The organism is Azospirillum palustre (assembly GCF_002573965.1).
GTDB classification, from domain to species: domain Bacteria; phylum Pseudomonadota; class Alphaproteobacteria; order Azospirillales; family Azospirillaceae; genus Azospirillum; species Azospirillum palustre.
Genome location: NZ_PDKW01000041.1, coordinates 24,902 through 39,022, shown reverse-complemented (window position 1 = coordinate 39,022; position 14,121 = coordinate 24,902). Strand labels below are relative to the sequence as shown.

Genomic DNA, 14,121 nt, shown 5'->3' with positions numbered 1-14,121 from the left:
GACATCGTCGTGTAAATATGGCACAATGCAATGACATTCACGCATATTCATGCAATGAATCGAAGTCGAGTCGGCCGTATTTATTGAGAAATTGCACGATATTTTTTGGTAACGGTAAAAATTGGATATTGGTCATTTTGCCGACCACAATATGCTGTGGCGGATGGAGGTGAGATTGCACAACATGATGACACGAAACTAAGCTCGCCTAAATTGTCAATTGCGCGTTTGACTCTCCTGAAAGCCTAGAAAATACCCTTGCACTCTCGCTTTGAGGGAATGCTGGGGTGATGGGCGTGCTATCTTCGAAGAGCTGCGACGAACACGTCGAGCAGGATCCGTCGCGATCCTCCGAAGCCTTCATCAGATATTGGAGCGACAAGGGCGGGTCGGAGCGCGCCAACTACCAGAAATTCATCAACCAGCTCTGCGCCCTGATTGGAACGGCGGAGCCGGAGGCCTCGTCGGAACAGGACGCGCTTAACAACTACGTCTATGAAAAGAGGGTTCGCGCGCTCGATCTGGAGGGTGACGACGGGCGGAATAACTATCTTGACTGCTACAAGCGGGATTGCTTCGTTCTGGAGGCCAAGCAGTCGCGCAAGCGCCAGCGCGGCGAGCAGGAGGGGAGGGACCTGTTCGGCGGGCTGCCCCACAGCTCTCCGCCGGCCGGGACACGCCCGTCATGGGACCGGCTGATGCGGCAGGCGCGCGCCCAGGCCGAACGCTATGCCAAGGCGCTGCCGACCGACCATGGCTGGCCGCCCTTCCTGATCGTCGTCGATGTCGGGCATGTGATCGAGACCTATGCCGACTTCACCGGGCTGGGCAAGGCCTACATGCCCTTTCCCGACAGCCGGTCGCGCCGGATCAGGCTGGCGGATCTCGCCGATCCGGAAATCCGGGCGCGGCTGAAGGCGATCTGGGAAACGCCGAAAAGCCTCGACCCCAGCGCCCGGCGGGCCGAGGTGACGCGGGACATCGCGCAACGCCTCGCCCGGCTGGCGCAGAGCCTGGAAAAGCGCTACGAACCGAAAGCGGTTGCGCTGTTCCTGATGCGCTGCCTGTTCACCGCCTTCGCGCAGAATGTCGGGCTGCTGCCGGACGGCGCCTTCACCGGCGTGCTGAACGACGCCCGGCCGAACCCGCAATTCCTGCCGCGCTATCTGGAGCCCTTCTGGCGCAGCATGGACAGGGGCAGCGACCACGACACCACCATCCGCGCCCGCGTCCGGCACTTCAACGGCGGCCTGTTCCGCGAAGCCGAGGCGCTGGCGCTCGACGAACAGGAGATCGGCGAACTGATCGCCGCCTGTTCACGCGACTGGAAGAATGTGGAGCCGGCGATCTTCGGCACCCTGCTGGAAAACGCACTGAGCAAGCGCGAGCGCAGCCAGTACGGCGCGTTCTTCACGCCGCGCGCCTATGTGGAAAGGCTGGTGGTGCCGGCCGTCATCGAACCGCTGATGGCGAAATGGCGCAACGCGCAGGTGATCGCCGAGAACGCGCGGCAAAAGAACGATCAGGCGCAGGCGATCAGGCAGATCAAGGAATTCCACCAGGATCTCTGTTCGGTGAAAATATTGGATCCCGCCTGCGGAAGCGGAAATTTTCTTTATGTCGCCCTGGAGAAGATGAAGGCCCTGGAAGGGGAGGTCATCGCGACGCTGGAAGAAATCGGCGGCGGGACGCAGGCCAATCTCGACCTCGCCGGTCATACCGTCGGCCCGCACCAGCTTCTTGGGCTGGAAAAGAATCCCCGCGCCGTGCCGATTGCCGAACTGGTGATCTGGATCGGTCATCTGCAATGCCACCTGCGCCAGCGCGGGCCGGAAAGCCTGAGCGAGCCGATCCTCCACTCCTATGACAACATCCGGCAGTGCGACGCGGTGCTGAGTTGGGAGCGGGTGGAGCCGATGCTGGACGAGGCCGGGCAGCCGCGGGTGAAGTGGGACGGCGTCAGTTGGAAGACCGACCCCTTCACCGGCCAGGAGGTGCCGGACGAAAGCCGGACGGTTCCGCTGCAACGCCATGTCGGCGCCAGGCCGGCGGACTGGCCGCAGGCAGACTACATCGTCGGCAACCCGCCCTTCATCGCCGGCAAGGATCTGCGCGCCGAACTGGGCGACGGCTATGCCGAAGCGCTGTGGAAGGCCTATCCGCACATGCCCGGTGGCGCCGATTTCGTCACCTACTGGTGGGACAAGGCGGCCGATCTGGTGCGCAAGGGAGAGGCCCGGCGCTTCGGCTTCATCACCACCAACAGCATCACCCAGACCTTCAGCCGCCGGGTCATCCAACGCCATCTGGACGCGAAGACGCCCCTGAATCTGACCTTCGCCATCCCGGACCACCCCTGGGCGGACGGGCAGGGGGCGGCGGCGGTGCGGGTGGCGATGACGGTGGGTGCGCCCGTCGAACATGACGAACGGTCCGGTTTGTTGAAGACGGTGGTGCACGAGGGACAGGCGCCGGACCGGGATGGGGCGGTGCCGGTGGTGCTTGCCGTGCGGCACGGGCGCATACACGCGAACCTGACCACCGGAGCGGACGTGGCGGCAGCGAAAGCGCTCAAGGCAAATGACGGGCTGTCTTCTCCTGGCGTGAAGCTGCATGGGTCGGGCTTTCTCGTCACCCCGGCGCAGGCGCGTGCCCTCGGTCTGGGGCGGATTGCCGGACTGGAAGAGAGGATACGCGAATACCGGAACGGCCGTGATCTGACCGGCCGCTCCCGCGGGCTGATGGTGATCGACCTGTTCGGCATGACGGAAACCGAGGTCAGGCAGAAGTATCCTGATGTTTACCAGTGGCTGTTGGATCGCGTGAAGCCGGAGCGTAATTCCAATAGCAGGCAGTCATATCGTGAGAACTGGTGGGTGTTTGGTGAGCCGAGAAAGGAGATGAGGTATGCTCTCCAAAATATAACTAGATATATAGCAACTGTTGAAACTTCAAAGCATAGATCGTTTCAATTCTTTGAGATAAATGTTACTCCAGACAATAGGCTTGTTTGCATTGCCTCAAATGATGCATATGTTTTGGGGGTTCTTGGTAGCGCGGCTCATGTAACTTGGGCGCTTTCCGCTGGGGGAACGCTTGAAGATAGGCCGGTTTACAACAAAACCCGCTGCTTCGACACCTTCCCCTTCCCCAACGCCACGCCGCATCAGAAGCGCGTGATCGGTCAGCTTGCCGAGGAACTCGACGCCCATCGCAAGCGGGTGCTGGCCGAGCATCCCGACCGGCTGACGCTGACCGAGCTTTACAATGTCCTGGAAAAGGGGCGGAGCCGGGAGGAGCTGACCGCGCGTGAGATGGAGATCTACCAGATGGGGCAGGTCGGCGTGATGCTGGACCTCCACGGCCGGATCGACCATGCGGTGGCCGACGCCTATGGCTGGCCCGCCGATCTGGAGGAAGCGCGGATTCTGGAAAACCTCGTGGCGCTGAATGCCGAGCGCCACCGCGAGGAACGCGACGGCCTCGTCCGCTGGCTGCGGCCGGACTACCAGAACCCGAAGGGGCAGGGTGCCGCCGTCCAGATCGCGGCGACACTCGACATTGCGGCGGACACGGCGAAGCGGATCGTCTGGCCGAAGGCGCCGACCGAACAGGTCCACAGCCTCATGGCGGCGCTGAGCCGTTGTGGCCGCGCCGTCGAAGCCGAAAGCCTCGCCCGCCAGTTCAAGGGCGCCAAGTCGCCGAGGGTCAGGGAACTGCTCGACATCCTGGTGTCGGTCGGCCATGCCCGGCAGATCAACAACCTCTATGCGCCTTGACCGGAACCGTCCCGGCCGGTCGCCTCTCTCCATCGTCCAGATATGCGGCATCCTAAATTGTACGTACTACAAACTTGACGCTGCCGCCCGCCCGGCGCATCATCGTCGTCGTGAAGGATGGTGCCGAAAACGCAGCGTTCCCACGACGCCGACCGGCCTGACGGCCGGCCGGAACCACGGCTGGAGTTCTAGTGGCAACGACCCACGGCCGCTTCACGCGCGCCGCTCCATGACCTGTTGCCCGTCCGGCTGAACGGCGGCGGAGCCATACCCGGGTGGCTCCGCCGCCGATTGTTTTTGTGCCGATTGATTTTTGGGCAATCGCCACGATCCCGACCCGTCTCGGCCATCCTCCCGCCTCATTTCTGTCACGTCCTGTCGCTCCGCAAATCTTCAACGAAGCGGCTGGCGAGCAATGGATTTGACCGGTTTTCATACCACTTTTGAGCAAAGAGCCGTGAGATCCCCCGTGGATTCGCTCGAAAATCAAACGAAACTTCAAAAAATATTGATGCGCTTTCGCAAAATGGGGGTAAGGGCTGTGGCTTTAACGCGCCATTAACCAGACTGGATTGAGTTTAGGGACATCGGACGCAGCCAACTCCAACCAGCACGCGAAGTTGACTTCCAGGCTAGATGGAAATGGTTCGTCCCGTGTTAATGCCGTTATGTCCGTTCCTCTTGGATTTGAAAGGCCCGCCCCCATGACCGTGCCGGCAGTCCTCCGCGATGTGGCGCAGTACGGCGCCTACGCCGCCGGCCGGGGCCGACATGCGGGCCTGCTGGTCGCGGTCCTGCTGCTGGCCGGCTGCCCGGCCAACACGGCGGGACCGTGGGGGAGCGCTGACATGACGGCGGCCAACCCGAATGCCCGCACGGCGACCCCGCCGGTGCCCAGGCAGAAGCCGATCCGCAAGATTGCCGACGCCGCCGCTCTGGCGCCGACCCTGCCGATGCCGCAGCCCGGCCCGCCGGTGACCACCGGCGACGTGGCGACAGCCGCGGCATCCGCCCAGACATCCGCAGAGGCCTCCACCCAGCTGGCGGCCATTGCACCCGATACCGCTCCCCAAGCGGCGGCCGCCACGGCGAATGCCGTTGCGGTGCCGACGATGGCGCCGGCCATGGGGGGCATGTCCACCCCACCCGCAACCCCCAACGCCGACCCCGACACCCTTGTCGGGCTGGACGAAGTCCAGACTCTCAAACTCCTGGGGTCCCCCGTTGCACGGGAAGAGGCGCCTCCCGCCAAGATCTGGCGGTATGCCAAGGGCGATTGTACCCTCAAGGTCTTCTTCTTCATGGATATGACCTCGTCCCAGGACTTCCGCGCCCTCTCCTACGACATGAAGAGCAGCCAAAATGTCCCTGACGCCGACCACCGATGCTTCGCCCAACTCCTCGCTCAAGCTGACGCAGGGCGCCCTGTCCGCCCCGGGTTTCAGTAAGCCGGAGTCGAACAAGGGAATGTCCGCGATGACCGATCCGACCATTGCCCGCATCGCTCTGGTGGACGACGACGATCTGTTCCGTGAGTCGCTCAGCCTCAACCTCGGCGACGAGGGCTACGAGGTCATCACTTTCGACCGCGGCGAACCGGCGCTCGATTTCTTCGCCGAGGGCGGGTCGGTCGACATCGTCCTGCTGGACTGGCGCATGCCCAAGCTGGACGGCATCGACGTGCTGCGCCAGATGCGCGCCCGCGGCATCGCCACCCCGGTCATCTTCCTGACCGTGCTGTCCGACCAGATTTATGAAGAGGCGGCGCTGGCCGGCGGTGCGCTGGACTTCGTCGAGAAGTCGCGCAGCCTGTCGATCCTGCTGAAGCGCATGCGCCTGATCCTGGACGGCATCAAGGGCGACGGCGCCAAGGGCTCGGAGGACGGGGAGGCCGGCGGCAACGCCACCAGCCACCGCCTGGGCGAGCTGGAACTGCGCCTGGACAACAGCCGCGCCCTCTGGAAGGGCAAGCGCATCGACCTGACGCTGACCGAGTTCAACATCGTCAAGCTGATGTCGACCCGCCCGGAAGAGGACGTCTCCTACCGCGAGATCTACGACCTCGTCCATGGCAAGGGCTTCGTCGCCGGCTACGGCCCGTCGGGCTACCGCGCCAACGTCCGTGCCTTCATCAAGCGCATCCGTCAGAAGTTCCGCTCGGTCGACGCCAGCTTCGCCTGCATCGAGAACTATCCGGGCTTCGGCTACCGCTGGGGCAAGGGTGAGAACGCGGCCAACCAGGGCCGTGACGAGGATGGTATGGGCGAGGATATGCTGATCGATGGCGCTGCTGCCGATTGACCTTGCGATGCGGGCGCCCCGACGGGCGTCCGCCCGCCTGCTCTGGCTCTGGCGCTCGATGGCGAGCCGCCTGGTGCTGCTCACCCTCGTCTTCGTCGCGGTGCCGGTCCTGCTCTACGACCAGTTCCAGCGGGCCGACGAGGCGTCGCAGCAGCTTCTGCTGAAAAGCGCCCAGCGCCAGGGCGAGCTGATCGCCCGCGCGCTGGAGCCCGAACTGCTGGGCGTCGACCGCACGGCCCTTCCCAGCCTGAGCATCGCCCTTGCCCGCTACGGCGACGACCGCACGCGGCTGAAGCTGCTGGTGCGCCCGCGGGTAGCGGCATCCGGCAACGCCACCACCGCGTCCGGCGCCAAGGCCGGGCCGGAGCCCTTCTTCTATGTCGCCGCGGCGCCCAGCCTGTCGACCGCCGACATCGACGCCGAACGGCGCCTGCTGCTCGAACAGGGTGTGCTGGACCGGCTGGGATCGAGCTGCGCCGGCAACGCGACGCTGGCGATGCGCGTCCCCCATGCCGAAGGCGGGGAGGAGGTGCTGTCCTCCATCACCCCGATCAAGACCAGCTTCGGCTGCTGGGCGCTGGTGACCAGCCACGCGACCGAAGCCTATATCTCCTCCTCCATCGGCCGCCCCTATTGGAGCACGCCGGCGGTGCAGGCCGCCGCCGCGATCTATCTGGCGATGGCCGCCCTGGTGCTGGCCGTGCTGGCCGGCATCTGGCGCAACCTGAACCGCTTCGGCGATCTGGCCCGCCGCATCGTCGGCGGCGAGGACGTGCCCGACCAGGACAGCGGCAACGCCTCCTTCGCCGCCCGCAACACCGTGCCGGAACTGGCCGGCGTGGCCGAGGATTTCGACCGGCTGGTCGCCACCCTGCGCGACAGCGCCCAGTCGCTGCGCCGCGCGGCGGAGGACAACGCCCACGCTTTCAAGACGCCCATCGCGGTGATCCGCCAGTCGGTGGAACCGCTGCGCCGCGCCCTGCCGGCGGAGAACGCCCGCAGCCAGCGCGCCCTGACGATGATCGAGAAGTCGTTGGACAAGCTCGACGGCCTCGTCTCCTTCGCCCGCCGGATGGACGAGGCGGCCGCCGACCTGCTGGCCCCGGCCCGGCGCCGCGTCGACCTGTCGTCGCTGGTGGAACGGATGGCCGGCGGCTACACCGGGTTGCTGGCCGAACGCCGCCTGCACATGCGCTCGCGCATCGATGCCGGGCTGGTGGTTCGGGCCAGCGAGGAGACGCTGGAGACCATCGTCGAGAATCTGGTGGAGAACGCCGTCAGCTTCTCGCCCGCCGACGGGACGGTCAGCGTCCGCCTGACCCGCGTCGGATCCTGCACCGAGCTTGTGGTGGACGACGAGGGGCCGGGGGTCGATCCCGCCAACCTGGAGCGCATCTTCGAGCGCTACTTCTCCCACCGCGAGCCCGGCCGCGGCATGCCGGAGGACGAGGCGGCGGCGCATCAGGCCGGGGCAGCGCATTTCGGCATCGGGCTGTGGATCGTCCGGCGCAACATCGAAGCCTTCGGCGGCCGGGTGCGCGCCGAAAACCGTCCGACCGGCGGCCTGCGCATGACGGTGACCCTGCCGCTGGCGGCCTGAAAGGGCGGCCTGAAAGAATCCGCCGGCGGCCTGAACCGCCAGGCTGCCGGCAAACAGGCTTCGGAGCCGCATCGCTCCCACCGCTGCGGCTACGGTCCGCCATGGCTTGGCGCCAATTTTTCCGCTAGGATCGGGGCCGCCAGCCGAACAGCATTCCGAGCCGCCGATGGACCGCAGCCTCGATTCCACCGACATCAAGATCCTGCGCGAGTTGCAGGATGACGGACGCCTCAGCAATGTGGAACTGGCCCGCCGCATCAACCTCAGCCCGGCCGCCTGCCTGGAGCGGGTGAAGCGCCTGCAATCCGAGGGCATCATCCAGCGCTATGTCGCGCTGCTCGACCCGCATCGGCTGGAGGCGGGGATGCTGGTCTTCGTCGAGGTGGTGCTGGACCGCACCACGCCGGACAATTTCGACGACTTCAAGGCCACCGTCCTGCGCATGCCGCAGATCATGGAATGCCACATGGTGGCGGGCGGCTTCGATTATCTGGTCAAGGCGCGCGTGCGCGACATGAACGAATACCGTCTGTTCCTGGGCGAGCTGCTGTCCACCGCCCGCGGCGTGCGGGAAACCCACACCTACGCCGTGATGGAAGAGGTGAAGAGCGTCACCGCCATCCCGCTGGACGGGCTGTCCAACGGGCCGTTGCGCGGCTGAACGGTCAGACAATATAGCAATTTCCAAATTGCATAATACTTTGGGGCCGGTCCGCTTTTCCGGAGGCATTTTGCAACGAGCGATGCCCGCCGACTTCGCGTCGCCGTTGCACCCGAATGCCGCGTTTGTTCGTTTACCGACAAAATGATGCGGCATGCCGCTTGCAGCGCAAGCTCCGGTCCTGGAGGCCGACCGATGCTTTCATGCTGCTGCTATCGGTTCGCCACCATGCCCGACCGACTTGTTCGAGGCTATGGCTGGAGCGGAACCGCGATATGCGCGTCAACACACCGATCACCGACCGAGAAGTTCATCTGACCGACGGGGTTCCTCTGGTGTCGCGCACCGACACCGGCGGGCGCATCACCTTTGTGAACCAGGCTTTCGTCGAGATCAGCGGCTTTGACGAGCATGAGCTGATCGGCGCTCCGCACAACATCGTCCGCCATCCCCACATGCCGAAGGAGGCCTTCGCCGATCTGTGGGCGACGGCGAAGGCGGGGCGGCCCTGGGAAGGACTGGTGAAGAACCGCACCAAGAGCGGCGATTTCTATTGGGTGCGCGCCAACGTCACGCCGGTGATGGAGGATGGCGCCATCACCGGCTTCATCTCCATCCGCTCCAAGCCGTCGCGGGACGAGATCGCGGCGGCCGACAGGCTGTATGCCGAGATGCGCGACAACCGGGCGGCCGTGGCGCTGTCGGAGGGCATGCTGGTGCGCCGCAGCCGCGCCGGACGGGCCGCCGCCTTCGCCTGGGCGAGCCTGTCCGGGCGCATGGCCGCGGTGTTTGCGCTGCTGGCTTTCGCCATTCTGCTGGCGGGCTGGCTGGGCCTGGACGGCATGGCGGACTCCAACCAGTCGCTGCGCACGGTGTATGAGGACCGCACCGTTCCCGCCTATCAGATCGGCGAGATCCAGAACCTCGCCCGCGACAGCCGGCAGCGCCTGACCGACCTCGCCGCCGATCTGCGGGCCGGCGGCGGCGGCGACGATCCGGCTGCGGTCGAGAAGGAGGTGTCGGACAATGCCGCGGCGATGCAGCGGCTGCTGGCCGACTATCTGGCGACCTACCTGACGCCGGAGGAGGAACTTCTCGCCGCGAAGTTCAAGCCGCTGGTCGGCTCCTACCTCCAGGGTGGGATCGGCCCGGCACTGGCTATGGCGCAGCAGAAGAACTCGGCCGGGCTGGACGCCCACCTGCGCAGCGCCCTCCGTCCCACCTTCGCCGAATTGCACCGCGTGGCCGACGCCCTGCTGGAGCTTCAGATCCGGGTGGCGCGCGAAGAGTTCGAGAAAGCCGAAAAGGACTATAAGAGTCGTTTCTTCGAAGTGGTGGCGGCAATGCTGCTGAGCGGCCTGCTCGCCCTCCTGTTCGGCTGGGCGATCCTGCGCAACCTGCGCCGGCCGCTGGCGGTCCTGGAGCGCACCTTCGAGCGCATCTCGAGCGGTGCCCTGACCGAGCCGATGCCCGCCATCGGCGTGCCGGAATTCCGGCGCGTGGCGTCGGAGCTGAACGCGATGAAGGCGAAGCTGGCCTATGGCATCCACGAGAAGCACGAGACGGAACTGCGCCAGAAGGCACTGACCCGCCAGGCCCTGCTCGAAACCTGCAAATCCATCGAAAGCGACCTGGATTCCACCTGGATGGGCGTGGAGCTGGCGAGCCGGCGGGCCGGCGACGGCATCGAGCATCTGATGGAGGCGCTCGGCGTCGTGCGCGAGAACACCGTGGTGGTGTCGGCCGCGTCGGAGCAGGCCAGTTCCAACGCCCAGTCGGTCGCCGCCGCGACGGAGGAGCTGAATTCCTCCGGGCAGGAAATCGCCCGGCAGGCGGCGCGCTCCAGCGAGGTGGCGCGGCGTGCGGTGGACAGCGCCCGCGGCTCCGCCTCCGCCATCGGCCGGATGGAGATCGCGACGGAGGAGATCGCCAAGGTCGCTACCCTCATCAACGAGATCGCCGGCCAGACCAACCTGCTGGCGCTCAACGCCACCATCGAGGCCGCCAGGGCGGGGGAAGCCGGCAAGGGCTTCGCCGTCGTCGCCAGCGAGGTCAAGACGCTGGCCAACCAGACCGCCAGGGCGACCGAGGACATCGCCCGCCAGATCGAGCAGCTGAAGCATGCGGTCGGCGGCAGCGTCCAGGCCATCCAGACCGTCATCTCGGTGATCGAGGAGATCGACGAGGCGGCCACCGCCACCGCCGCCGCGGTGGAGGAGCAGTCCGCCGCCAATGCGGAGATCGGGCGCAGCGCCACCAACTCCGCCGGCGGCGCCTCCCAGGTTTCGGGCAGCGTGCTGCGGATCCGCGACCAGACCGACGAGATCACCGGCATCGCCACCGACGTCAACCGCCGTATGACCGACACCCAGGGCGCGGTGGCCGACCTCAAGCGCCGGCTGGTCATCGCGCTGCGCCAGTCGGTGGCGGGCGACCGCCGCGTCTCCAACCGCATCCCCTGCGAGGAGCCGATCGTCATGACCGTGGCGGGCGACCGCCGCACCGTCACCATGCTCGACCTGTCGCTGGACGGGCTGCTGATCGACAGCAAGGGGTTGTCGGACCTGCCGGAGCAGACGAAACTGACGGTGACCCTGCGCGAGGTCGGCGATCTGCCGGCCATCGTCGCTGGAACCAGCGATCTCGGCCTGCATCTGGCCTTGGACGACCTGTCGGACGCTCAGGCCAATCGTCTGGAAAGCGCCTACAACGCGATGGTCGAGGCCGATTCCGCCATCATCGCCACCGCGCAGGACGCCGCGGCGGCCCTGGGCAAGGCATTGGAGGGGGCGCTCGCCAGCGGCGGCATCGGCGAGGAGGCCCTGTTCTCGACCGAGCTGTCCACCATTCCCGGCACGGAGCCGGAACAGTGCCTCGCCCCCTTCACCGACCTGACCGACCGCCTGTTCCCGGCGATCCAGGAGCCGATCCTGGCCTCCAACCCGCGCATCCAGTTCTGTGCCGCGGTCAACGCCGTCGGCTACCTGCCGACCCACAACAGCCGCTATTCCGACCCGCAGCGGCCGGGCGACGCGGTCTGGAACGCCGCCCACTGCCGCAACCGCCGTGTCTTCGCCGACCGCTCCGGGCTCGCCGCGGCGCGCAACACCCGGTCGTTCCTGTTGCAGGCCTACCGCCGCGACATGGGCGGCGGCCAGATGGTCCGCCTGAAGGAGGTCGATGCGCCGATCATGGTGCGCGGCCGCCACTGGGGCAATCTGCGGCTGGCCTACATGCCCTGACGGCTTATGGCTGCGGCTGCGCCGCCGGCACCAGCACGTCGGCGCAGATCGCCCGCACCACCTCGGCCCGGTCGGCGGCGGCGCCGGGGGCGAGCAGGCCCTGGCCGAAGGCGAAGGCGTAGAACAGGTAGGCGCGGGCGAAGGCCTGGTCGGCGGGCAGCCCGAGCGCCACGAACAGGCCGGCGACGCTGTGCAGGCGTTCGCGGTCGACCTCGGCGATGACGCTTTCCGCCTCCGGCGCGCGGCGGGCCCAGTCGCGCACCGCCAGCTCGATGGCCATGCCGCGCGGCTTGCTGCCGCCATAGAGCGCCAGCAGGTCACGCAACTGCTGCGCCGGTTCGCGCCCGTCCAGCCGGGTCTGTTCCTTGATCGCGGCGATGCGGCCCAGCTTCCAGCTGTCCAGCAGGGCGCTCATCAGTTCGGTGCGGTCGCGGAAATGCCAATAGAAGCTGCCCTTGGTGACCTTCAGGGCCTTCGCCAGCACCTCCACCCGCACCTTGTCGACGCCGCCTTCGGCCAGCGCCGCGAAGGCGGCGGCCAGCCAGGATTCGCGGTTCTTCGTCTTGGATTCCATACCCGTCCTTCGCGCTCTTCCCATTGCCGCAGCCGCAGGCCCGAACGCGTTCTATACCCGAAAAGGGGGGGGCGTGACTATTCGCCCTGCTGCATCTGGATCGCGTCGGACGCCCGGCCGCGGTAATGGATGTTGCCGTCGCCGTCCAGGAAGGCCCGGTCGCCGGTCAGGTAATAGCGCCGGCCGTGGCGGAAGCGCTGGGCGGTGCGGTCCGGGTTGTTGGCGTAGGATTCGAACCAGAACAGCGGCGAGTGGTCGACGTCGATGGCGATCTCGCCGGCGCCGCCCACCGGCGCCTCCCGCCCGTCGGGGTCGAGGATGACGACGCGGAAGCCCGGCATCGGCCGGCCGAGCGAGCCGCTTGCCGGCTGGACAGCATCCCCTCCGTCCAACCCTTCGGACTCGTGGCGGCCGATGCCGTCCGGATCGTACCGGTTCACGATGAAGATGCCGGTTTCGCGCTGACCATACTGGTCGAGCAGGGGAACCTTTACCGTGCGGTTGGCCCAGGCGATCAGGTCGGGCGGCAGCGGTTCGCCCACCACCGACAGGATGCGGAGCGCGAACTGGTGCGACACGCCGGGATCGGCACCGTGCCAGGCACGGATCTGCGACGGGGCTGCGGTCAGGTTGGTGACGCCGAACTTGGTCAGCATGCGGTAGCCCTGCCGCACGTCGTAGGGCCCGTCGCAGAAGATCGTCGTCCGTCCCAGCAGCAGCGGCCCGACCAGACCGTAATAGGCGCCGTAGGCCCAGCCGGGATCGGCCATGTTCCAGTAGATGTCGTCGTCGCGCAGGTCGAGACCGATGCGCATGTACTGCTCGATTCCCGACAGCGCCTTGACCGGCAGCGAGACGCCGAGCGGCGTCGGCTCCGACTCAGAGGTGTAGATCAGGGCGAAGGCGTCGCCCTCGCGGTAGCGCGCCACCTCGGCCAGCGGGGCGGCCTCGTGCAGCGACGACCAGAAGGGCACGGCGTCGGGACCGAAGGCCTCGTCGCCCTCCACCGTCACCACCGGGCGGGTGTTGTCGCGCGGCACCTTGCGGCGCAGGAAGCCGTTGGTGACGATGGCCCGCGCGTCGCTGTCGGCCAGCCGGTAGGCGACGGCCGAGGCGGTGTAGGTGGTGAACAGCGGCATGTAGACGCCGCCCAGCCGCCAGATCGCCAGCGCGGTGATCAGCAACTCCGGCCCCTTCGGCAGCAGCACCGCCACCCGGTCGCCCGGCCCCACCCCCATGCCGGCCAGCACGGCGGCGAAGCGCGCCGAATCGCGCGCCAGCCGGGCGAAGCTCAGCTCCGTCGTCTGTCCGGCGACGCTTTCATGCAGCAGCGCCGCCCGTGCGCCGTCGGCGGCGCGGACATGGCGGTCGCACAGCAACGCCGCCAGCGCGATGGAGTCGCCGCGGTATTCCGGCCGCAGGAAGGCCGACGGCCTCACCATCAGGACGGGCGGCGAGGGCTGCACGGCCACCGGTGCCGCGGCCTCCGGCGGCTGGAGCGGGGCAGCAGGGGGGGGAGGCGGTGCCGGCGGGCGGTGCCGCAGGGCCGCCAGATCGCCCAGCGCCACCAGATCGGGACCCAGGTGATAGCGCTTGCTGCGGCTGTCCTGCTCCACCAGCCCGTCGCGCGCCAGCGCCATCAGCAGCCGGTGCGCGGTGGCCTTCGACAACCCGACCCCGGTCATCAGATCGGCCAGCCGCGCGCCGTCGGTTTCGGCGTCGGCGACCGCGCGCAGCAGCGCGATGGCGCGTTCCAGGCTTTGCGTGCCACCCGCCGCGCCCGGAGTGGCGGGGGAAGCGGCCGGGGTGGGGACGATGTCTGCATGACTGCTCATGAGGTCCATCATATGGAACGTGCGTCGCCTTATCGCAACAAAAAACATGCACTGGCGGAATGTCAGTGTTGAAAACAGACCGCAGCCCGGTATATAGTGCGGAAGTTGCTCATGAAACGGTCCACAATA

At 66.9% G+C, this 14,121-nt stretch carries 8 protein-coding genes; 6 read left to right on the top strand and 2 right to left on the bottom strand.

Annotation, left to right across the window (positions count from 1 at the left end; translation table 11 throughout):
- Positions 1-290: 290 nt before the first annotated feature.
- The 6 genes from CRT60_RS14080 (at position 291) to CRT60_RS14055 (ending at position 11,583) form a co-directional block, all read left to right on the top strand.
- Entirely contained in the window at positions 291-3,779 is a 3,489-nt protein-coding gene (locus tag CRT60_RS14080; RefSeq protein WP_204561911.1) for a class I SAM-dependent DNA methyltransferase, read from the top strand.
- A 704-nt stretch (positions 3,780-4,483) separates the two neighbouring features.
- A complete protein-coding gene (locus CRT60_RS14075) occupies positions 4,484-5,227 on the top strand; it encodes a hypothetical protein (RefSeq protein WP_098737066.1) in 744 nt (247 codons plus the stop codon).
- Positions 5,228-5,255: 28 nt separating this feature from the next.
- Entirely contained in the window at positions 5,256-6,080 is an 825-nt protein-coding gene (locus tag CRT60_RS14070; protein WP_098737851.1) for a response regulator transcription factor, read from the top strand.
- Positions 6,061-7,680 (top strand): sensor histidine kinase, encoded by a 1,620-nt coding sequence (locus CRT60_RS14065; RefSeq protein WP_098737065.1) that lies wholly within the window; start codon positions 6,061-6,063, stop codon positions 7,678-7,680. The genes CRT60_RS14070 and CRT60_RS14065 overlap by 20 nt, the downstream gene beginning before the upstream one ends.
- Before the next feature lie 166 nt (positions 7,681-7,846).
- The gene (locus CRT60_RS14060) at positions 7,847-8,341 is read left to right on the top strand and encodes a winged helix-turn-helix transcriptional regulator (RefSeq protein WP_098737064.1); all 495 of its coding nucleotides are present in this window, start codon (positions 7,847-7,849) and stop codon (positions 8,339-8,341) included.
- Positions 8,342-8,616: 275 nt separating this feature from the next.
- Positions 8,617-11,583: a methyl-accepting chemotaxis protein gene (locus CRT60_RS14055; RefSeq protein ID WP_098737063.1), complete on the top strand. Its 2,967-nt coding sequence runs from the start codon at positions 8,617-8,619 to the stop codon at positions 11,581-11,583.
- Between the two features lie 4 nt (positions 11,584-11,587).
- Here the strand turns inward: CRT60_RS14055 and CRT60_RS14050 are convergent, their stop codons facing one another.
- Together CRT60_RS14050 and CRT60_RS14045 are read right to left on the bottom strand one after the other, a co-directional pair.
- Positions 11,588-12,157: a TetR/AcrR family transcriptional regulator gene (locus CRT60_RS14050; RefSeq protein ID WP_098737062.1), complete on the bottom strand. Its 570-nt coding sequence runs from the start codon at positions 12,155-12,157 to the stop codon at positions 11,588-11,590.
- A gap of 77 nt (positions 12,158-12,234) precedes the next feature.
- Complete coding sequence (locus CRT60_RS14045) at positions 12,235-13,992, bottom strand: AMP-binding protein (RefSeq protein ID WP_244592499.1); 1,758 nt, start codon at positions 13,990-13,992, stop codon at positions 12,235-12,237.
- Between the last annotated feature and the right edge of the window lie 129 nt (positions 13,993-14,121).

What these genes read in the sequence shown, in the direction of transcription:
- CRT60_RS14075 (WP_098737066.1), top strand. Translation starts at nt 4,484, where the DNA reads ATGACCGTGCCGGCAGTCCTCCGCGATGTGGCGCAGTACGGCGCCTAC.
- CRT60_RS14050 (WP_098737062.1), bottom strand. Translation starts at nt 12,157, where the DNA reads ATGGAATCCAAGACGAAGAACCGCGAATCCTGGCTGGCCGCCGCCTTC.
- CRT60_RS14060 (WP_098737064.1), top strand. Translation starts at nt 7,847, where the DNA reads ATGGACCGCAGCCTCGATTCCACCGACATCAAGATCCTGCGCGAGTTG.
- CRT60_RS14070 (WP_098737851.1), top strand. Translation starts at nt 5,256, where the DNA reads ATGACCGATCCGACCATTGCCCGCATCGCTCTGGTGGACGACGACGAT.
- CRT60_RS14055 (WP_098737063.1), top strand. Translation starts at nt 8,617, where the DNA reads ATGCGCGTCAACACACCGATCACCGACCGAGAAGTTCATCTGACCGAC.
- CRT60_RS14065 (WP_098737065.1), top strand. Translation starts at nt 6,061, where the DNA reads ATGGCGCTGCTGCCGATTGACCTTGCGATGCGGGCGCCCCGACGGGCG.
- CRT60_RS14080 (WP_204561911.1), top strand. Translation starts at nt 291, where the DNA reads ATGGGCGTGCTATCTTCGAAGAGCTGCGACGAACACGTCGAGCAGGAT.
- CRT60_RS14045 (WP_244592499.1), bottom strand. Translation starts at nt 13,992, where the DNA reads ATGAGCAGTCATGCAGACATCGTCCCCACCCCGGCCGCTTCCCCCGCC.